The 20439-nt window shown below is 64.5% G+C and carries 17 protein-coding genes; 2 read left to right on the top strand and 15 right to left on the bottom strand.

The window, feature by feature from the left end; translation table 11 throughout:
- Positions 1-320 precede the first annotated feature (320 nt).
- Both E2I15_RS18625 and E2I15_RS18620 read left to right on the top strand, forming a co-directional pair.
- Positions 321-1484, top strand: coding sequence for a transporter substrate-binding domain-containing protein (locus E2I15_RS18625; RefSeq protein ID WP_038379639.1), 1164 nt, complete (start codon positions 321-323; stop codon positions 1482-1484).
- Positions 1481-2068 carry an ANTAR domain-containing response regulator gene (locus E2I15_RS18620; RefSeq protein WP_137476264.1) on the top strand — a complete coding sequence of 196 codons (588 nt, stop codon included), beginning with the start codon at positions 1481-1483 and terminating at the stop codon, positions 2066-2068. The genes E2I15_RS18625 and E2I15_RS18620 overlap by 4 nt, the downstream gene beginning before the upstream one ends.
- 9 nt (positions 2069-2077) lie before the next feature.
- On the opposite strand, the gene E2I15_RS39705 is transcribed toward E2I15_RS18620, so the two are convergent.
- The 15 genes from E2I15_RS39705 to hutI form a co-directional block, all read right to left on the bottom strand.
- Positions 2078-4366: a nitric oxide reductase activation protein NorD gene (locus tag E2I15_RS39705; protein ID WP_137476265.1), complete on the bottom strand. Its 2289-nt coding sequence runs from the start codon at positions 4364-4366 to the stop codon at positions 2078-2080.
- Between the two features lie 14 nt (positions 4367-4380).
- Entirely contained in the window at positions 4381-5208 is an 828-nt protein-coding gene (locus E2I15_RS18610) for a CbbQ/NirQ/NorQ/GpvN family protein (protein ID WP_137476266.1), read from the bottom strand.
- A gap of 34 nt (positions 5209-5242) precedes the next feature.
- Positions 5243-6262 carry an alpha/beta fold hydrolase gene (locus E2I15_RS18605; protein ID WP_137476267.1) on the bottom strand — a complete coding sequence of 340 codons (1020 nt, stop codon included), beginning with the start codon at positions 6260-6262 and terminating at the stop codon, positions 5243-5245.
- 34 nt (positions 6263-6296) lie between these two features.
- Positions 6297-7631, bottom strand: coding sequence for a purine-cytosine permease family protein (locus E2I15_RS18600; protein ID WP_137476268.1), 1335 nt, complete (start codon positions 7629-7631; stop codon positions 6297-6299).
- Positions 7632-7726: 95 nt separating this feature from the next.
- A complete protein-coding gene (locus tag E2I15_RS18595; RefSeq protein ID WP_137476269.1) occupies positions 7727-8764 on the bottom strand; it encodes an aliphatic amidase in 1038 nt (345 codons plus the stop codon).
- Positions 8765-8798: 34 nt separating this feature from the next.
- On the bottom strand, positions 8799-9491 hold the full coding sequence (gene urtE / locus E2I15_RS18590) for an urea ABC transporter ATP-binding subunit UrtE (protein WP_018270839.1): 693 nt from the start codon (positions 9489-9491) through the stop codon (positions 8799-8801).
- On the bottom strand, positions 9484-10236 hold the full coding sequence (urtD, locus tag E2I15_RS18585) for an urea ABC transporter ATP-binding protein UrtD (RefSeq protein WP_018270838.1): 753 nt from the start codon (positions 10234-10236) through the stop codon (positions 9484-9486). The genes urtE and urtD overlap by 8 nt, the downstream gene beginning before the upstream one ends.
- Positions 10233-11372, bottom strand: a complete 1140-nt coding sequence (gene urtC, locus E2I15_RS18580) for an urea ABC transporter permease subunit UrtC (protein ID WP_137476270.1) — start codon at positions 11370-11372, stop codon at positions 10233-10235. The genes urtD and urtC overlap by 4 nt, the downstream gene beginning before the upstream one ends.
- Positions 11373-11388: 16 nt before the next feature.
- The gene (gene urtB / locus E2I15_RS18575) at positions 11389-12258 is read right to left on the bottom strand and encodes an urea ABC transporter permease subunit UrtB (protein ID WP_092080021.1); all 870 of its coding nucleotides are present in this window, start codon (positions 12256-12258) and stop codon (positions 11389-11391) included.
- Positions 12259-12389: 131 nt separating this feature from the next.
- Positions 12390-13640, bottom strand: coding sequence for a transporter substrate-binding domain-containing protein (locus E2I15_RS18570; protein ID WP_057015919.1), 1251 nt, complete (start codon positions 13638-13640; stop codon positions 12390-12392).
- Between the two features lie 127 nt (positions 13641-13767).
- On the bottom strand, positions 13768-14409 hold the full coding sequence (locus E2I15_RS18565; RefSeq protein ID WP_137476271.1) for an ANTAR domain-containing response regulator: 642 nt from the start codon (positions 14407-14409) through the stop codon (positions 13768-13770).
- Positions 14406-15560 carry a transporter substrate-binding domain-containing protein gene (locus tag E2I15_RS18560; RefSeq protein ID WP_028331424.1) on the bottom strand — a complete coding sequence of 385 codons (1155 nt, stop codon included), beginning with the start codon at positions 15558-15560 and terminating at the stop codon, positions 14406-14408. The genes E2I15_RS18565 and E2I15_RS18560 overlap by 4 nt, the downstream gene beginning before the upstream one ends.
- Before the next feature lie 339 nt (positions 15561-15899).
- Positions 15900-17567, bottom strand: coding sequence for a urocanate hydratase (gene hutU / locus E2I15_RS18555; protein ID WP_137476272.1), 1668 nt, complete (start codon positions 17565-17567; stop codon positions 15900-15902).
- Positions 17568-17624: 57 nt separating this feature from the next.
- A complete protein-coding gene (hutH, locus tag E2I15_RS18550) occupies positions 17625-19184 on the bottom strand; it encodes a histidine ammonia-lyase (RefSeq protein WP_137476273.1) in 1560 nt (519 codons plus the stop codon).
- The gene (gene hutI / locus E2I15_RS18545) at positions 19181-20395 is read right to left on the bottom strand and encodes an imidazolonepropionase (protein ID WP_137476274.1); all 1215 of its coding nucleotides are present in this window, start codon (positions 20393-20395) and stop codon (positions 19181-19183) included. The genes hutH and hutI overlap by 4 nt, the downstream gene beginning before the upstream one ends.
- Between the last annotated feature and the right edge of the window lie 44 nt (positions 20396-20439).

The following is a 20439-nucleotide window of genomic DNA, read 5'->3' as shown; positions in this document are numbered from 1 at the left end:
CGGCAAAAGCAAAAAGCCACCCGCCCCTCCGAAACGAAGGTGACGAATGGCCCAAATGCCGCGGCTATGAACTATCGCACGGGTCCGGCGTCGAACGGAGCACTCTGCGCGGCGATCGGGACGTCATCGGCCAAATCGACGCACGCAAGGTTCGACAGGAAGCCCTGTAGGAGAAAATTCTAAGGAGGTGTGCAGCGCGTTGTCAACGAGGCTGGCTGCACAAATTTCGCGAGGTGCATGCGCAGCAAATCGGCATGACCTCTTGCACCGACCTCTGCCAAGATGATTTTCTTGATGCGTCGCGCCGCCGAAAGTACTCAATGACCAAGCCCTCCATTCCAGTTGGCATCATCTGCTCGCAGCACGGGCCCTATCAGGCCATGGGACGCGAGATCCTGAAGAGCGCCATGATGGCGGTCGACGAAATCAACAATCAGGACGAGTTCGACTTCGCAATATCTGCGCATGTCCGCGATCCCCGCGGAATCATTTCCGAGTATCACACGGTCTGCGACGACCTCATTCGCAACGTCGGCGTCGAGCACATCATCGGCTGCTACACCTCGGCCTCGCGCAAGCAGGTGCTGCCGATCGTCGAGCGCACCGACCGCCTGCTCTGGTATCCGGCGCGCTACGAGGGGTTCGAATGCTCCGACAACGTCATCTATGTCGGCGCCTCACCCAATCACAACGTACTGCCGCTGGTGCGTTACGTGCTCGATAATCTTTCGCGCGAAATCTTCTGTGTCGGCTCCAACTACGTCTGGACCTGGGAAACCAATCGCGTCACCCGCGAGCTCGTGACGGCGGCCAAAGGACGCATTCTCGCCGAACGCCTGCTCGAACTTGGTGAAAGCGCGGTCACGCACATCGTGGACGAGATCGTGCGGCGCCGGCCGCCGGTCGTCTTCAACACCCTGGTCGGCAGCTCGAGCTACGACTTCATCCGCGCCTTTCATGCGGCGACCGCCGCAGCCGGCCTCGACATCCCGATGCTGAGCTGCAGCCTGTGCGAGCCAGAGCTCAAGATCGCGGGTCCCGCATCGGCCGGATGCATCACCTCGTCGGCCTATTTCGAAAGCATTCGCCTGCCCGAGAACCGGGCCTTCGTGGCACGCTGGAAGGCGCGCTACGGCGAACACAGCAGCCCGTCGGTCGACGGGCAATCCGCCTATGTCGCGGTCTATCTGCTGGCCCGCGCGCTGCAGCGCGCCGGCACATCCAATATCGGCGAGGTGCGGCGCGCCGCGGCCGGCCACCGCTACAATTCGCCGCAAGGTCCGGTCTGGATCGACGGCAGCAACAACCACTGCGTCCTGACGCCGCGGCTGGCCGTCTCGAACGCCGAAGGACAATTTGACATCTTCTGGGAAGCTGAAGCGCCGGTCAGACCGGATCCTTACCTGACGCAGCTCGACATCGCCGCCAGCCCGGCAAGGGACGGAACGTTGCCGAATGCGCCGCATTTGCGGGTTGTGAAATGAGCAAACCGTCTTCATTTTCGCTGCGGGGGCGCAAGGCGCTCGTCGCCATCAAGGATGAGCGCGATGCCTCGATCGTCAGGAGGCAGTTCGAGCGCCTCGGGATCGAGATCGTCACATGGGAGCCCGGTGCCAATATCGACTGCCGTCCCGACGTGACGCTGATCGATGACGAGTTCCTGCCGCTCACCTCGCCGGCGCATCGGACGTCGTTTGGGCGAAGCCCGGTCATCGCCCTGCTCGGCACCGAGACGCCGAGCCGTCTGAAGCTGGTGCTCGACCTAGATCCGGCGTCATTTCTGGTGAAGCCGCTGCGCTCGGCCGGCATCTATGCCGCGCTGGTCCTGGCCTTCGAGCGAAGCGAGCGCACCAGCGAGCTGAAGCAGCAGGTGCTCAAGCTGGAGCAGCGGCTGCGATCCCGCCGCGTCGTGCTCGCCGCGGTCCTTCAGGTCATGCACACCCATGCGCTGGCCGAGCCGGCTGCCTTCGCGCTGATCCGGCGGGCTGCCATGGAACAGCGCAAGACGATCGAGGAACTCTCGGCGGAGATCACCGCAAAGGGCTCCCTGCCCCGGGCAACGGGCTAGCAGCACCCGCTATTTCTTCAGTTCCGCATAGAGCTGCATCACCCGTTGCGGCAACACCTCGATGCGCGGCACGCGGAGCGCATAGCGCTCGCCGAAAATCCGATCGAGCTGGGGAAATCTGTGCTCGCCGATGCCAAAGGCGAAGATATCGGTGCCACGCCGCCGCAGCTGCTGGGCGGCACGGCGGGCGTCCTCGACGAGATATTGCGCATCCGGCACGTCGACGTCGGACGGCTCGCCGTCGGTCAGAACCAGCAGCACCTTCCGGAATGCGCGTCGTTCCGCGAGGTAGCCCCCGGCATGGCGCAATGCCGCGCCCAGCCGGGTGGAATGGCTGCTACCAAGGCCCGCGAGACGCGCACGAACCACTGCGTCCATTGGCTCCGCAAAGCCCTTGATGCGCAGATAGCGCACGCGCTCGCGGCCATCGGAGCTGAAACCATGCACCGCGATCGCATCATTGGCGGCCTCTACCGCGGCTGCCATGATCGCGGCCGCCTTGCGTTCAACGTCGAGGACCTTCCGGCCGCGGCGGTCACGGTCGGCGGTCGATTGCGACAGATCCAGCAGCAGCAGGACGGCGAGATCGCGCGGTCCGGGCGCATCGCGCTGGTAGACCCTGGGCTCGCTGATATTGCCGGTGCGCCGCTCGATCGTCAGGGCGATCGCTGCGTCAATGTCGAGCGCGTCGCCGTCGCGCTGGCCCTTGTGTCGGATACGGCGGCCGATCGACGCGTCGCGGGTCAACTCCGTGATCCAGCGCATCGCCTCGGCGTCCGTCGAGGGATCGAAGGGCTGCGCGGAAACGGCGGCATCGGCTTCCAGAATCGTGGTCCAATCCGGCCGCTCGGTACGCGCCGCATAGTCCCATTCCGGGTAGGTCGCGACCGGAAACCCATCCAGCAGCGTCACCGCACTGGCCTTCGCGCGCAACGTCTCGTCCGGCTTGGCGTTGTCGTCGGCCGATTGGCCACCCGCATCGTCGCGCCGCTCGAACCGCACGGAATCGACGGCAAGTTCGATCGTCTCGGCCGGACTGTCCGGCTGGTCGCCGAAATCCCACAGCGCCAGATTGTCGTCGCGATAGGCGGGTTCGACGACGTAGCTCTTGGCGTTGAACTGCAACCGCATCTGCCCGATGTCGTTGCCGAGCAGGCCACCGATCTCGCGGCTGATGGCAGGATCGCGCCAACGGCCGGCGGCAGCGGCAAACAGCGTCCGCCCCTTGGTCACCCACGCATCCGGATCCTGATAATCGGGATCGATCAGCGCCCGCGCCAGCCGCATCATCAGTCCGGCTGCGGTTGCCTGGCCGGCTGGCGTCGCGCTGTGAAATGGCAGCCACAGCCGGCGCAGCCCGGGCATTTCGCGGAGCGCCAGCGTCTCGACCCGGCCATCCTCGATCAGCGAGACCAGCGCGATCTGCAGCGCCTTCAGTCGCCCCACCGGGAAGCGGGCGGTGGAATGCACCAGATGCGCGCCGGCGTGCGCGACCGCCGCGAGATAGACGGAGTCCGCTTCCTCGCTTTCGAAGCCGGGAAAGGTCTGCGGCAGACCGATGACCCCGGCGGCGAGCGAGGTCCGCCGCGGCACCGGCGTCGGTGCAACGGCAAGTTTGCGGAAACGCGGCTTCCTGTTCCACAACGCGATCGTGGTTGCAGCGAGGCGTTTCTCCAGCCGCGCGAAATCATCCCCGCTCCGGCCGGCTGCGAACAGCTGCGCCGAAAGCTGATCGTCGAGCGCGAAATAGGCACGGCGGCGCGATGCGCGACCGCCGCTCGCGCGCAAGCCAGCGGAAATCCACGCCGCAAAATCCTCGCCGCCGGCATGCGCCAGAAACTGCCCCAGCCGGCCGATCGCGAGGCCCGCCGACTCCGGCCCGACGGCTGCGAGTTGGTCGAGCGCGGCGAGAACCGTGGTGAGTTCTCCTGCACCCGCAAGCCGCGACAGCACCCTGGACAATTCGCTCAGCAACGCATGGGCGACGCGGCTTCCGGCGCTGCAGCCGATGTCCCGGACCGCGCGGCCGATCGCGATCAGATCATCGGCCGATCGCTGCGCCGGCCATTGCTCCGATAGACGCAGAAAGCCCTGCACCACGGCTTGACCGAGATTGGCCTCGAACAGGGCGTGCACGGCCTCGTCCCAGACCGGCAGGTGGTCGAACCAACCGGTTCGCTGCAGAGCGGTGCGCGCCGCCTGCACGGCCGCAGCTACATCGTCGTGGCCGCGCAAGAGCGCCGCGAGCCGACGTCCGGACCGGAAGCTATCGAGCGAACTGATTTGCGCGACCGCCACCTGCAAACGTCCACTTAGCCGCAGGCCGAGATCACGTCGCGCAACGTGTTCCTGGTGTCCGCATCATCGGTCAGGGGCACGACGATCGTGGTCTCGCAGGCCTTTTCGAGGCTGATGCCGCATCCGATCAAGCGGCCGGCATTGACCAGCATGCGGGTCGACGCGCCTTCGTCGAGCCCCTGCCCCTTCAGGTTGCGGCTATGCTGGGCGATCTTCACCAGGAGATCGGCGAGGTTCGGTTCGATGCCGGCTTCGCGCGACACCACCTCGGTCTCGACCGGCCGATCAGGATAGCCGAAATCCAGCGCCGCGAAGCGCTGCTTGGTGGATTCCTTGAGGTCCTTGATCGCGCTCTGGTAGCCCGGATTGTAGGAGATCACGAGCTGGAAGTCGGAATGGGCGTGGATCAATTCACCGCGCTTTTCCAGCGGCAGTACACGACGATCGTCGGTCAAGGGATGGATCACGACCGTCGTGTCCTGGCGCGCCTCGACGATCTCGTCGAGATAGCAGATCGCGCCAAGACGCACGGCGGTGGTGAGCGGCCCGTCGCTCCACACCGTTCCCTGTGCATCGAGCAGCCAGCGCCCCACCAGATCGGCCGCCGTCATGTCCTCGTGGCAGGCGACCGTGATCAGCGGGCGGCCGAGTCGCCACGCCATGTATTCGATGAAGCGGGTCTTGCCGCAGCCGGTGGGGCCTTTCAGCATCACCGGCATGCGATTGGCATAGGCTGCGCCGAACAGTTCGACCTCATCCTTGAGCGGCCGGTAATACGGCTCCTCCCGGATGCGGTACTGGTCGAGCAGCAGGGCAGGATTGGACAAGCTCACGCCTCCCATCATCGCGCAGGCAGCCGTTCGCAACCGGTCGATATCACGATGCGAGCAGTTCCTTGAGCTTGCTGTCGATGAAGGCGACATCGACCGGATTGGTCCCGGGCCCGCCGGCGAAGTGGCCCCAGATCGACGGTACCTGCACGAGCCTGGCATTCGGCATGTTCTCGACCTCGAACGCGCTGTCCTCCGGTGGGAAATACAGATCGGTCTGCCCCGGCATGACATAGGCCTTGGCCTTGATCGCCCTCAGCGCGGCCTTGAAGTCGCTGTTGTAGATTTCGTTGTCGCTGATATCGCCGTGCTGCCAGGTCCACAGCATGGTCAGCAGGTTGTTGGGATCCTTCGGCAGGAAGAAGCCTTCCCAGAACGCCACCAGGAAATCCTCCAGCGACGAATAGCCCAGCGTCTTGATGTCGAGCTGCTCGCGATAGAAGGCCTGCGAAAAGCCCCAGCCGGCATAGACGCGCGCGGCGGCGCGCAGGCCGCGGGCCGGCTTGTCGGTGTACCAGCCCTCCTTCCACGCAGCATCCGCGGTGAGTGCCGCCTTCACGCCCTCGAGGAACACGAAGTTGTGGCGCGAGCATTTGGCCGAGCCGCAGAACGGCGCCAGCAAGTCCATCATATCCGGATACAGCGCACCCCAATGGAACGTCTGCAACGCGCCCATCGACCAGCCGACGACGAGACGGATGTGCTTGATGCCGAATTTCTCGGTCACCAGCCGATGCTGGGCGCGCACATTGTCATAGGCCGTCACCTGCGGGAAACGCGGTCCGTTATACGGTTCCGGCGTGTTGCTCGGCGACGACGACAGCCCGTTGCCGAGCATGTTCGGAATGATGATGAAGTACTTTGCCGGATCGAGCGCCCTGCCCGGTCCGATCAGCCATTCATTGTCGTAGTGCTGACCCGAGTACCAGGTCGGATAGACGATGACGTTGTCCTTGGCCGCGTTCAGCTGGCCATAGGTCTTGTAGGCGAGCTTGCAGTCGCGAATGGTCGCGCCGCGCTGCAAGGTCAAATTGCCGAGATCATGGGTCTGATAGTCGACGCTCATTGATGCACCCTTCTTGCTTGATCGAGCTGATCGCTTACGCCGGACGCGCCACCTTTTCGGTCGGAGACTCCACCCGTGCGATCGCCCCGTACACGATGCCTGCGACCACCGCGGCGGAGATCGCAGTGGACAGTCCCGGCATCAGGTTTTCAACCGCAAAGGCACACAGCGACCCGATGCCCCAGGCGATGAACGGCTTCGCACGCCAGTCGACGTCCGCGCGCGCCTCGGCCCGCAGCAGGTATTGGTCGACCAGGATGATCGCGCCGATCGGCGGCACCAGGATGCCGAGCAGCGACAGCCACTGGATGAAGAACGCCCAGACATTGCCGGCAGCGACCAGGATGCCGAGCGCGCCGAGCACCACTGCCATCAGCCGCATGTTGGTCCCGAGAATGCGCGACCAGCCGGTGGCCGCATTGTACAGGCAGTGCGAGCAGACCGAGCCGAGATTGGCGTAGAGGAAGATGAAAGCGAGGATGCTGAGCCAGGTGAGCTGCTTGCCGTTCATGTAGCCGAACATGTTGTCGACACCGAACGGATTGGCGTTCGGCACGGCGAGCGCCGCCGTCATCACGCCGCCGACCAGCATCGCCGCCAGGTTGGCGAACGGAAATGCGCTGAACGTCGCGAACAGCGAGGCCCGCGCGCTCGGCGCCCAGCGGTTGAAGTCCGCCGTCACCGTGCCGGCGTCGATGAACAGCGCGAGCACCACCGTGAGGCCGACGCCCATCGACATGCTGGCGACGCCATTGTTGCCGGCATAGGCGAAGATCGCCCCTGACGTCGTGGTCGAGGCGGCATCGGCCGCGACCCAGAGGCCGAGTACGACAAACAGCGGCACCGACGCCAGCCCGATCCAGTGCAATCCCTTCACGCCGACAAAAGTAATCCCGATATAGAGCACGCCGGCGACGATGGTCATCGCCACGTAATTGAGGCCGTAGGTCGAGGAGATCAGCGCGCCGGTGATGCCGGTCTGCACCGCATACCAGCCGAGCAGCAGGGTCGACAGCAGGCCCGACGCCAGCACATAGCCCTTTTTTCCGAACACGATGCTGGCGATCAGCGCGAAATTCATGCCGCGCCTGGTGCCGATCAGCCCGAGCGCGCCCACATAGGCGAACATGATCAGGTTGCCGACGATCATCGCCACCAGTGCATTCTTGAACCCCATGCCCAGCACCAGCAGCGAACCGGTCATCGCGCCGGTGATGATCATCGGAAATCCCAGCCACACCATCGTGACCGAGAAGGCGCTGCGCCGGGCGCTCATCGGCACCGGCTCGTGCTCGAATTCATGGCCGAGAAGGTCGTCGATCTGCCCTTCGGTCTGATGAACCAGCCCGCTGTTCGATTGACCGCTCATGATGTCCCCCCTGTTTCCTCCGCGAGGAAGTGTCCGCCGTTGCATCGAACCACGCCGGCGCGAAACATCGCGCCGGCGCCGATCATCGATGTCACCTAGCGATGTGCGACTTTCTGGTTCGGAATGCCCTCGATCGGACATTCATCGGTCCCGACGGTCGGACGGGTCATGGCTTCAACCATCTCCCGCGTCCCTTCGGGGTCCGTGATCCAGTTCTTGTAGAAGGTGTACGGGCAGACCGCGTGGCCGCGATCACCGTCGCCGGAGTTGATCAGGCCGGTATAGCCGCGGTGCATCAGCTTGAAGAGATGGTTCTGCGACTGCATGTTGCGGCGGGCGTCGCGGATCAGCGACACCGAGAGTTGCGCGTACTGGATGCCATTCTCCTCGGTGCCGCACTCCCCAAGGGTCCGGCCGTCGAAGCCGATGAGCGCGGAATGGCCGAAGTAGGAATAGACGCCGTCGAAGCCGGAGGCGTTGGCGACCGCCACGTAGCAGTTGTTGGCCCAGGCCATCGACTTCGAGATCTGGATCTGCTGCTCCTTGGCCGGATACATGTAGCCCTGGCAGCGGACGATCAGTTCGGCGCCGCGCATCGCGCAGTCCCGCCAGATCTCCGGATAGTTGCCGTCGTCGCAGATGATCAGGCTGATCTTCAGTCCCTTCGGCCCGTCCGAGACGTAGGTGCAATCGCCGGGATACCAGCCCTCGATCGGCACCCACGGCATGATCTTGCGGTACTTCTGGACGATCTCGCCCTTGTCGTTCATCAGGATCAGGGTGTTGTACGGCGCCTTGTTGGGATGCTCCTCGTGGCGCTCGCCGGTCAGCGAGAACACACCCCAGACCTTCGCTCTGCGGCAGGCGTCCGCGAAGATCCGGGTCTCCTCGCCCGGCACTGACGACGCGGTCTCGTACATCTCCTTGGAATCGTACATGATGCCGTGGGTCGAGTATTCCGGGAAGATCACGAGGTCCATGCCCGGCAGGCCGAGCTTCATGCCCTCGACCATCTTGGCGATGTTGCGCGCGTTATCCAGCACCTCGGCCTTGGTGTGCAGGCGCGGCATCTTGTAATTGACCACGGCAACGCCGACCGTGTCCTTGCTGCTCGATATGTCTCCATGCAACATGTCTCGACTCCCTTTTCCTGAGCGATAAGTCCCGCTACACGGCCATGTGCAGCTGGATGAGATCATCGGTGAGCTCACCGATCGTACCCTTGGCGACGACGCGTCCCTTTTCGAGCAACGCGAAGCGGTGAGACGCACGCCGCGCAAACGCGACATTCTGTTCGACCAGCACGACCGTGATTCCGCGCTCGCGATTGAGGCTGACGATCACGTCTTCGATCTGCTCGACGATGTTCGGCTGGATACCCTCCGTCGGCTCGTCCAGCAGGATGACCTTGGGCTTGGCCAGCAGCGCACGCGCGATCGCAAGCTGCTGCTGCTGGCCGCCGGAGAGATTGCCGCCGTAGCGATTGAGAAAGTCCTTGAGGACCGGAAACAGCTCGAGAACCCACTCCTCGATGCCGTTGGCCGATTTCGCGGCGAAGGTCCCGAGCGTCAGGTTTTCCCGCACAGTGAACTTCGGCAAAATCCCGCGGCCCTGCGGCACATAGGCGATACCGGCCTTGGCGCGCTGGTAGGTCCGCAGCGGCGAGATGTCGGCACCGTCGAGCGACAGCCGTCCGGTGCACCGGTCCATCAGGCCGAGGATGCTGCGCATCAGTGTGGTCTTGCCGACGCCGTTGCGGCCGAGCACCGAGAGGAATTCGCCATTGCCAACCGTCAGGTTGATGCCCTGCAGGGCGCGGCTGTTGCCGTAGAAGGCGTCGACGTCGGTCAGCTCAAGCATGGCTGATGCCTCCCGATCCGAGATAGGCGCGGCGCACTTCCGGATGCGCCTCGACTTCAGCGGCGGTGCCCTCGGCCAGCATCTGGCCCATATGCATCACCGAGATGATGTCGCCGATCGCCTTGACGAAGCCCATGTCGTGCTCGACCACGATCAGCGTGTGCTTGCCCTTCAGCCGAGCGAACAGTTCGGCGGTCTTGCGGGTTTCCTGCGCCGTCATGCCCGCGGTGGGCTCGTCCATCAGGATCAGCTCGGCGTCCTGGGCGACCAGCATGCCGATCTCCAGCCACTGGGTCTGACCGTGCGACAGATAGGCCGCCGGCCGGTCGAGCTGCTCGGTGAGCCCGACCAGTTCAGCGAGACGCTCGACATGCTCGCGCCCCGAGTTGCCGATATTCCAGCGCAGATTGCCGAAGACGCTCGTGCGCCGGGCTCGCGCCACTTCAAGGTTCTCGGAGACCGAGAGCTCGCGGAACACGCTCGGCACCTGGAACTTGCGGCCGACGCCGGCACGGGCGATTTCGTATTCCTCGAGATCCTGCAGCGCCGTTCCGTCAAAGCTCACCGTGCCGGCACTCGGCTTGACCTTGCCGCAGATGATGTCCAGCGCCGTGGTCTTGCCGGCGCCGTTCGGCCCGATCAGGCAGCGCAGCTCGCCTTTGCGCACGCTCATGTTGAGTGAATTGAGCGCCTTGAAACCGTTGAAGCTGACGGAAACGTCGCGGAGATCGAGATGGGAGCTCATGTGCTGCCCTCCGTCTGGCCGACGCCCTGCGCAACGCCGCCACTCGCGGTTTGTCGTCGCAGCACGATCCAGCGCAGGGCAGCTTGCGCGAGACCGGCGAGCCCCTTCGGCAGGAACAGGACCACGAGCACGAACAGCGCGCCCATCACCAGCGTCCAGGTTTCCAGGAACGCTGCGGACTCCGACAGCGCGCCCTGCATGCCCGCCACCAGTACCGCGCCAAGGAACGCACCGACCAGGCTCTGCCGGCCGCCGACCGCGCACCACACCACGACCGAAAGCGAAAGCTGCACGCCGAGGAAGGTCGGCGAGGCAAACTCCATCACCACCGTGTAGAGCATGCCGGCAAGGCCCGCGATCGCCGCCGACAGCGCGAACACGAAGATCTGGTAGAGCGCGACGTCGTAGCCGAAGTAGCGCACCCGGCTCTCATGGTCGCGGATCGCCTGCACGATCAAGCCGGCCTTGGTTCTTGTGAAGGCGAAGGCGACAAGCAGGCTGAGCAGGACACAGCCGGCCACGAGATAGTAGGTTGCACGGCCATAGGCATCGAACGCGACGCCGAAGATCTCGAGCTGGGCGAGATCGGTGATGCCGTTGAAGCCGCCGGTGTAGCTCTGCTGGTCGATGATCACGAGATTGATCACCACCATGGTGGCGAGCGTGATGATCGAGACATAGACGCCGGTGACGCGCCCCCGGAACATGAACCAGCCGAGCGCCGCCGCGACCAGCGCCGGCACGATCAGGCCGGCGGCGATCGCGAAGGTCAGCGAGCGGAACGGCTCCCAGAACCACGGCAAATGCTGGACATTGTTCCAGACCATGAAGTCCGGCAGTCCGCTCGCTCCCGTGTGCACCGGCACGGTCTTGAGCTTGAGCGCCATTGCCATGGCGTAGGAGCCGAGCCCGAAGCTCATCGCCTGGCCGAGATTCAGGATGCCGCCGAATCCCCAGGACAGCCCGAGCGACACCGTGAGGATCCCCAGCACCAGATAACGCGCGACCTTGTTGAGCAGGAAGTCGTTGTTGAGCAGCACCGGCAGCGCGAACACCACAGCGCAGACGATCAACAGAGGTGCCAGCTGCGCGATCAGGCGCTGCAATCCGTTGGGGTTGGGAACATGCGACGGCATAGATGAGCGATCTGTCTCAGGCCCGCACGCGTGCGGTGAAAAGCCCCTCGGGGCGGAAACGGATGAGCACGACGATGGCGAGCAGCACGATCGCCTTGGCCACCGTGTCGTTCTGCAGGAAGGCGATGCCGCCGGAGAGCTCGCCGAGGATGAAGGCGCTCGCCACGGTGCCGGCGAGGCTCTGCACGCCGCCGAGCACGACCACCATGAAGGCATCGACCACATAGCCGGTGCCCATATCGGGCGACACGCTCTTCAGCGGCGACACCAGCGCGCCGGCCAGTCCCGCCAGTCCCGCGCCATAGGCGAAAGTCAGCGCATAGACCCGCTTGGCGTTGATGCCGAACGAGGCGGCGACCGAACGGTCCTGGATGATCGCGCGCAGCTTCATTCCGACTGTGGTGCGATTCATGAGCAACCAGGTCGCCACGAACAGCGCGATCGACACCACGAACAGGAACACCCGATAGGACGATACCGGGATGCCGAACACGTCCATGCTGTCGGACAGCGCCGGCGGCAGCTGCACGTAGCGCAGTTCGCTGCCGACCATCAGCCGCACCGCCTGCTGCAACATGATGCCGACGCCCCAGGTCGCAAGAATCGTGTCCAGCGGCCGGTTGTTGAGCAAGCTCAGGACATAACGCTCGATGACCCAGCCGAACGCGGCGACCACGAGGAAGATCGGCACCAGGCTCGCCAGCAGGCCGAGCCCGAGATAGGTGTGGAACACCCAGGCCGCGTAAGCGCCGAGCATCACGAACTCGCCATGGGCGAGATTGATGATGCCCATCGACCCGTAGATGATCGACAGGCCCAGCGCGACCAGCAGCAGGATCGATCCGATGCTGAGGCCGGTGACGATTTGTTCGATGAATTGGTCCACGTCGGGATCCGCTTTTCGATGTTCGTTTTGTGCGCCCTGCCCCTCCCACCCGTTCGTGCGAGAGGCCGCATTCGTTTTGGGGATGCAGGCCGCCGGCGCCGCACGCCGACGGCCTTCGTCAGCCCCCGTCGTCAGCTTTTCTCGACCAGGCCCTTCTCGGTGCATGACTGACCGGGATAGGCCGCGTAAGGCACCGGCTTCAGCCACTCCTTGGCCTCGACAAGAATCTCGAACTGTCCGTTCGACTTCGCCTGCGCGATCTTGGGCCACAGCCAGGTGTGCAGGTTCTCCGGCTCGATCCGGACCTTGCCCTGCGGTGCAATCACTTCCTGGCCCTTGACGGCGTCGCGGATGTTCGGCGGCGTGAGGTCGCTGGTCGCGAGCTTCTCGACCGCCTGCTTGAACAGGTAGGTCTGGAAGTAGCAGGCCTCCGACACGAAATGCGTCACCTTGTCGGCGCCCCAACGCTTCTTGTAGGCCTCGACGAACTTCTCGTTCTCCGGCGACTTGTGCACCATGAAGTAAGGCGCCGAGGTGAAATGACCGGCGGCCGCCTCGCCGCCCATCGCAGCGACCTCGTTCTCGGAGGTCGTCAGGCTCGCCATCGGCATCTTCTCGGGATCGAGGCCGGCCGCCTTGTACTGACGATGCAGTGCGACCACGGAATCGCCGACCACGGTGGAGAAGATCACGTTCGGCTGCGTCGAGCGGATCTTGTTGATGACGGAAGAGAATTCGGAATGACCGAGCGGCACATATTCTTCCGCCACGACCTCGCCGCCGAGCTTCTCAAGCAGCTTCTTGCAGTAGTTGTTCTCTTCCTTCGGATAGATGTAGTTGGAGCCGATCAGGTAGAACTTCTTGCCGAACTTCTTGACCAACCAGGGCACGAACTCATCCTGCTGCTGGTTCGGCACCGCGCCGGTGTAGATCACGTTCTTCGAGCACTCGCGGCCTTCATAGAGCGTCGGATACCAATAGAGATTGTTCTGCCGCTCGAACACCGGGAGCACCGCCTTGCGGCTTGCCGAGGTGTAGGAGCCGAACACACTGACGCATTTGTCGCCGACGACGAGCTTGCGAGCCTTCTCCGAGAAGGTCGCCGGATCGGACGCGGGGTCCTCGACGATCGGCACGATCTTGCTGCCCTTGATGCCGCCTGCAGCATTGATCTCCTCGATGGCAAGCAGCGTCGCCTTGTTGAGCGATTCCTCGATGATCGCGGTCGTTCCCGTCAGCGAGAACAGCACGCCGACCTTGATCTCGCCGCCGGCGGCGTAAGCGAGGTCGGCGTTCTTGATCCAGATGTGCGGCAGTCCGGCGCCGGCAAACGCGCCAAGCGCCGCGGTATTCCTCAGCAAAGTCCGCCGTGAAATGCTCATCCCTAGCTCCCTTCAGGACTGAAAAAACAAAAAGCCCTCCCGATGCGCGCTTACGCGAGCATTGGGAGGGCTTTGTTGCCGGTTGTGTCGAAGGCGGCGCTGTCGCCGCCGGCCCCGCTATTGGGGCTTACTGTTGATGATCGTAGCCAAGCAGTTCGAACGAGTCAACAATCGCCGCGGCGACGGCACTTGCCGACACGCGACGATCCATCGCCTGTCGTCTGATGAAGCCATAGGCCTCGGTTTCCGGCATCTGCCGCGTCGCCATCAGGATCGCCTTGGCGCGCTCCACCGTGCGCATCGAGCGCAGATTGTCGTCGAGCTTCTCGATCTTGCTGCGGAGCCGCCGTTCGTAACCAAATTGACTGCGCGCCAGCACGAGGCTGGACAGCACTGCATTTTGCGTGAACGGCCGCGGCAGAACGGCGTTCGGCGTCGCATGACACAGCGCGTCGGCGTGCACGACCTCCGTCGCCGGCAGGATCACAACCAGCGCCGAGCGTGCATCGCCGGGAATCCATGGCAGGCGCCGCGCCAGGTCAGGAGAATATTCGCAGTACACTACGTCGGCATCGGCCGGCACGCTCTCCGGCATCGGCCAGACCTGCCGCACCCGCATCCGGAACCGCTGCAACTCGCGCAGCAACATGCCGACCTGATCGTCGACCGGCGCGACCACCACCGCCGACAGATCGGCAAGTTCCTGAACCATGGTCTTGCGTCCGCCGACGTCTCGGCTCAGCGACGGCTTACGCGACATTTCGTTCATTGGACGCTTCCTGTTTGCGTTGCACGACCATATCCGATCAGGAACGGATCCGCATGCACCGGCTCCTTCGACTGGCTGACGACATCGAACTGCCCCTGGCGGTTGGCGCGCCCGATGCGGGTCCAGAGGTCGGTATGACCCGACATTGGGTTGACGGTGACCGCACCTTGCGGTGCATCGAAGCTGGTGCCGAACACCATCGAGCGGAGCACCTCGGTGTCGAGCGAATTGACCTGCTCGAGCGCCTTCGCGAACAGATGCAGCTGGAAGTACGACGCCTCGGCGCACATGTTGGTCGAGATATCGGCGCCGAACCGCTTCTTGAAGCGCTGCACAAACGCATTGTTGGCGCTGCCCTCGACGCCCTGGAAGTACGATGCCGCCGTGACGTGTCCCTCGCCGACGTCGAAGCCCATGGCGGCGATTTCGGCTTCCGTCGTGGTCAGGCTGGCGATCGGCACCTGCTTTGGATCGAGCCCGACATTCGCGTAAGCCTGATAGAGGAACACCGTGCCCTCGCCAACGACGGTCGAGAAGATCACGTCGGGCCTGACACGCTTGATATCCTGGATGATCGGCACAAAATCCTGCCAGCGCGCATAGACATTGACATAGCGCTCGCCAACGACCGAACCGCCATTGCTCTTGAGCAGCTCCCGCATCACCCGGTTGGACTCGCGCGGATAGATGTAATCCGACCCCACGAAATAGAACCGTGTTCCGAACGTATCCATCAAATAGCGGCACAGTGCGAGGCTGTTCTGATTCGGCGATGCGCCGGTGTAGATGACGTTGGGCGACGCCTCGAAGCCTTCGTAAAGCGTCGGATACCAGAGCAGACCGTTCAGCCGTTCGACCACCGGCAGCACCGCCTTGCGGCTCGACGAGGTGTAGCAGCCGAAGATCGTGCTGACCTGATCCTCGATCATCAGCCGCTTGGCGTAATGGCCATAGGCGGCCGAGTCCGATCCGGGGTCATAGGCAACGGGAACCAGCTCGCGGCCGCAGACGCCGCCCGCTTCATTCACCTCTTCGATCGCGAGTTGCGTGCCCTGATACTGGGTCTCCTCGATCACCGACATGAAGCCGGTTCGCGAGAACAGCACTCCTATCCGCCACGGAGCGGATGTCGTTTGGGTAAGGTTCGACATGATCAGGCCCTCGACAGAATTGGAGGGACGAGAGGGATTATTGTTCTTGTTGCTCTCGAACAGCATTGCCGGCTGCGGAAGATTGCATGCCATCTGCCGCGAGACAAGGACCCTGGCCGCTCATCCTGTCAGCGAAGCTGACGCGAAACCAGGCAGATTAATGTGTCACCCGCGATGGATCACAGGCGCAGCACTCCACGGACCACCTATCTCCGGTAGCCGCAGCGCCGATTTCCCGCATCAAGGCATGTCCGGCCGGTCACCTCGCGTACATCAACCGGACGGTTGAGAGCTGCGACGAGATTGCGCCACGAACAGCTCCCGATCAGGAGGGTCCCATCAGCGCAGGCTGGGCAGATCGAGCCCGTTGGCGCGGGCGCATTCGATCGCCGTGTCATAGCCGGCGTCGGCGTGGCGCATGACGCCCGTGGCCGGATCGTTCCACAGCACGCGCTCGAGCCGGCGCGCCGCCTCCGGCGTGCCGTCCGCGACGATGACCATGCCGGCGTGCTGCGAATAGCCGATGCCGACGCCGCCACCGTGATGCAGCGACACCCAGGTTGCGCCGCTCGCGCAGTTGAGCAAGGCATTGAGCAGCGGCCAGTCGGACACGGCGTCGGAGCCGTCGCGCATCGCCTCGGTCTCGCGGTTCGGGCTCGCCACCGAGCCGCTGTCGAGATGATCGCGCCCGATCACGATCGGCGCCTTGAGCTCGCCGCGCGCCACCATCTCGTTGAAGACAAGGCCAAGCCGATGACGGTCGCCGAGCCCGACCCAGCAAATCCGCGCCGGCAGCCCCTGAAACTTGATGCGCGCCTTGGCCATGTCGAGCCAATTGTGCAAGTGGCTGTCGTTGGGCATCAGCTCCTTGACCTTGGCATCGGTCTTGAAGATGTCCTCGGGATCGCCTGACAGCGCTGCCCAACGGAACGGTCCCACGCCGCGGCAGAACAGCGGGCGGATATAGGCCGGAACGAAACCCGGAAAATCGAACGCCTGCTTCAGGCCCATATCCTTGGCCATCTGGCGGATGTTGTTGCCATAATCGAGCGTCGGGATTCCCTGCGCGTGGAAATCCAGCATGGCCTGGACGTGATCGACCATCGAGGTCTTGGCTGCCGTCTCAACGGCCTTGGGGTCGGCCGCGCGTTTGGCTTCCCAATCGACGAGCGTCCATCCCTTGGGCAAATAGCCGTTGATCGGATCATGCGCGCTGGTCTGGTCGGTAACGATGTCGGGGCGCACGCCGCGGCGCACCAGCTCGGGAAAGATCTCGGCCGCATTGCCGAGCAGGCCGACCGACGCCGGCTTCTGGCTCTTGACCGCTTCAGCAATGATCGCCAGCGCTTCGTCAAGCGTCGTCGCCTGGCGGTCGAGATAACCCGTGCGTAGCCGCATCTCGATGCGGCTCGGCTGGCATTCGACCGCGAGCATCGAGGCGCCGGCCATGGTCGCGGCCAGTGGCTGGGCGCCGCCCATGCCGCCGAGACCTGCCGTCAGGATCCATTTGCCGGCGAGACTGCCACCATAGTGCCGGCGGCCGACCTCGACGAACGTCTCATAGGTCCCCTGCACGATTCCCTGGCTGCCGATATAGATCCATGAGCCTGCCGTCATCTGGCCGAACATCATCAGGCCTTGCCGGTCGAGTTCGTTGAAATGATCGAGCGTTGCCCAATGCGGCACCAGGTTGGAATTCGCGATCAGGACGCGTGGCGCATCCGCGTGGGTGCGAAAAATGCCGACCGGCTTGCCGGATTGCACCAGCAGCGTCTGGTCGCCTTCGAGCTTGCGCAAGGAGGCGGCAATCCGGTCAAAGCTCTCCCAGTCGCGCGCTGCGCGGCCGATGCCGCCATAGACCACGAGCTCGCTCGGGCGCTCGGCGACGTCAGGGTCCAGATTGTTCATCAGCATGCGCAGCGGCGCTTCCGTCAGCCAGCTCTTGGCGCTGATGTCGGTGCCGCGGGGTGCACGGATGATGCGTTCGTTGTCCAGTCGGCGGTTCATGACGGATGTCCCTGCTAAGCAAGTCTTCTAAGTCAGAGTCTTCTAAGTCAGAGTCTTCTAAGTCAGTCTTGGAAATGGATCGGTCGGAAGCACCGCGATCGCAGCGGCGGGCAACGCGTCGGCTTCGATCAGCGATGCGGCCCGCGCGAGATCGTCGGCCATGTAGCGGTCGGCGGCGAGCGCGGGAACGTGCTGCCGCAGCGCGGCGATGACTGCCGCGAGCGGTGCGCTGGTCGCATGCGGTGCGCGCAGCGTGATGCCCTGCGCCGCGACCAGCAGCTCGATGCCGAGGATGGCGGCGAGATTGTCGGCCATGTCCGACAGCCGGCGCGCGGCATGCGCGGCCATCGAGACGTGATCTTCCTGATTGGCGCTGGTCGGCGTCGAGTCGATCGAGCAAGGCAAGGCGCGCTGCTTGTTCTCGGCATAGAGCGCCGCCGCCGTCACCTCGGCGATCATGAATCCGGAGTTGATGCCAGGCTCGGGCGTCAGGAACGGCGGCAGGCCGAAGTTCAAGGCGGGATCGACGAGGGTCGCGATCCGGCGCTCGCTGGTCGCGCCGATCTCCGCGAGCGCCAGCGCGATCTGGTCGGCGGCGAACGCCACCGGTTCAGCGTGGAAATTACCGCCCGACACGATCTCGCCAGCCTCGACCAGGACGAGCGGATTGTCGGTGACGGCATTGGCCTCAACCGTCAGCCCGCGGGCGGCTTGCGCGAGCAGGTCGAGCACGGCGCCCGCGACCTGCGGCTGACAGCGCAGGCAATAGGGATCCTGCACGCGCTCGTCGCCTTCGAGATGCGATTGCCTGATGTCGCTGCCGTCGAGCAGCGCGGTCAGGGCCGCGGCCGCGGCAATCTGGCCGTCATGGCCACGCAGCGCTTGTATCTCGGGGCGAAACGGCACCGTCGACGCCATCGCCGCATCGACCGACAACGCGCCTGTCACCAGCGCGGCACACGCCAGGCGATGCGCACGCAGCAGGCCGGAGATGGCATAGGCGGTGGAAAACTGCGTGCCGTTGATCAGCGCGAGCCCCTCCTTGGGTCCGAGCGTCAACGGCGCGAGGCCGGCAGTCGCAAGGGCTTCGCGGCCCGGCACGACCTTGCCATCAAGGAATGCCTGCCCCTCCCCGATCATGACCGCGGTCATATGGGCGAGCGGCGCGAGATCGCCGGAGGCACCGACCGAGCCCTGCTGCGGCACCAGCGGAGTGACGCCGCGCGCCAGCATGCCCTGCAGCTGCTCGATCACGTCGCGGCGCACGCCGGATGCGCCGCGACCGAGCGAAATCACCTTCAACGCCATCATCAGTCGCACGATCGGCTCGGGCGTGCTCGGACCGACTCCGCAGCAATGCGACAGGATGAGGTTGCGCTGAAGCAGCGCGGTCTGGTCGGGCGCGATGCGTGTCGATGCCAGCTTCCCGAAGCCGGTATTGATGCCGTAGACGGGAACGTCAATACGCGCCGCCTTCGCCACGATCTCCGCGGCCGCCTCGACACGCGGCCAGCACGATGGATCGAGCACGATGGGCGCGCCGGCGAGCACGCGCGCCAGAACGTCGAGGCCGACGGTTCCAGGCGTCACGACGACAGGCGCATCCCGATCGTTCATCGTCCCCTCCACACCCGGTTGTGCAGCGGGTTGAAGCCGATGCGGTAGACCAGTTCAGCCGGACGCTCGATGTCCCAGATCGCCAGATCGCACCACTTGCCGGCCTCGAGCGTGCCGGTCTCGGCAAGGATGCCGAGCGCACGCGCGCCTTCTCGCGTCACCCCTGTGAGACATTCGGCGACCGTCATCCGGAACAGCGTTGCACCCATGTTCATCGCCAGCAGGAGCGAGGTGAGCGGTGAGCTGCCCGGATTGCAATCGGTCGCCAGCGCCATGTTTACACCGTGGCTACGAAACAGCTCGACCGGCGGCTTGTGCGTCTCACGAATGAAATAGAACGCGCCGGGCAGCAGGACCGCGACGGTGCCGGCCTTCCCCATCGCCGCGGCGCCGGCTTCGTCGGTGTGCTCCAGATGATCGGCTGACAGTGCCGAAAACGTTGCGGCCAGCGCCGCGCCGCCGAGATTGGACAGCTGATCGGCATGCAGCTTGACGGGCAGTCCCAACGACCGCGCCGCCTCGAATACCCGCGCCGTCTGCTCTCCGGAAAACGCGATCCCCTCCATGAAGCCGTCGACGGCATCGGCAAGGCCGGCCTTGGCCACGGCCGGCAGCATCTCGTTGCAGACCAGATCGATGTAGCGGTTCTTGTCGCCATTGGCTTCAGGCGGCAACGCATGCGCTCCGAGGAACGACGTGCGGATCGCGACCTGCCGCAGGCGGGCGAGGCTGCGTGCCGCCGCAAGCTGCCGCATCTCGGTCTCGGCATTGAGGCCATAGCCGGACTTGATCTCGACGGTGGTTGCGCCCTCGCCGATCAGCGCATCGAGCCGCGGCAGCGCGCCGGCGACAAGCTCGGCCTCGGTCGCGCTGCGCGTCGCCGCGACGGTCGAGACGATGCCGCCGCCCGCGCGCGCGATCTCCTCGTAGCTCGCGCCTTTCAGGCGCAGCTCGAACTCGTGCGCGCGATTGCCGCCGAAGACGAGATGGGTGTGGCAATCGACCAGCCCGGGCGTGATCCAGCGGCCGGCGCAATCGATCCGCTCAACGGCGTCCGCATCCACAGGAAAATCCGACTGCACGCCGGCATAGACGATGCGGCCGTCGCGCAACGCGATCAGACCCCGCTCGACCTCGCCGAGATCGGTGCGGTCGCTGCGCATCGTGGCGAGCCGGGCGTTGTGCCAGATACGGTCGAAGCGCTCTGCCATGCGATCGTCCCCTCGATGTGGGATGCTTGACTTATATGTCTAGA

It is taken from the genome of Bradyrhizobium sp. BR2003, assembly GCF_009720285.1.
Lineage (GTDB): Bacteria > Pseudomonadota > Alphaproteobacteria > Rhizobiales > Xanthobacteraceae > Bradyrhizobium > Bradyrhizobium elkanii.
The sequence above is the reverse complement of the archived record's forward strand: the minus strand, read 5'-3'. Positions and strand labels throughout refer to the sequence as shown.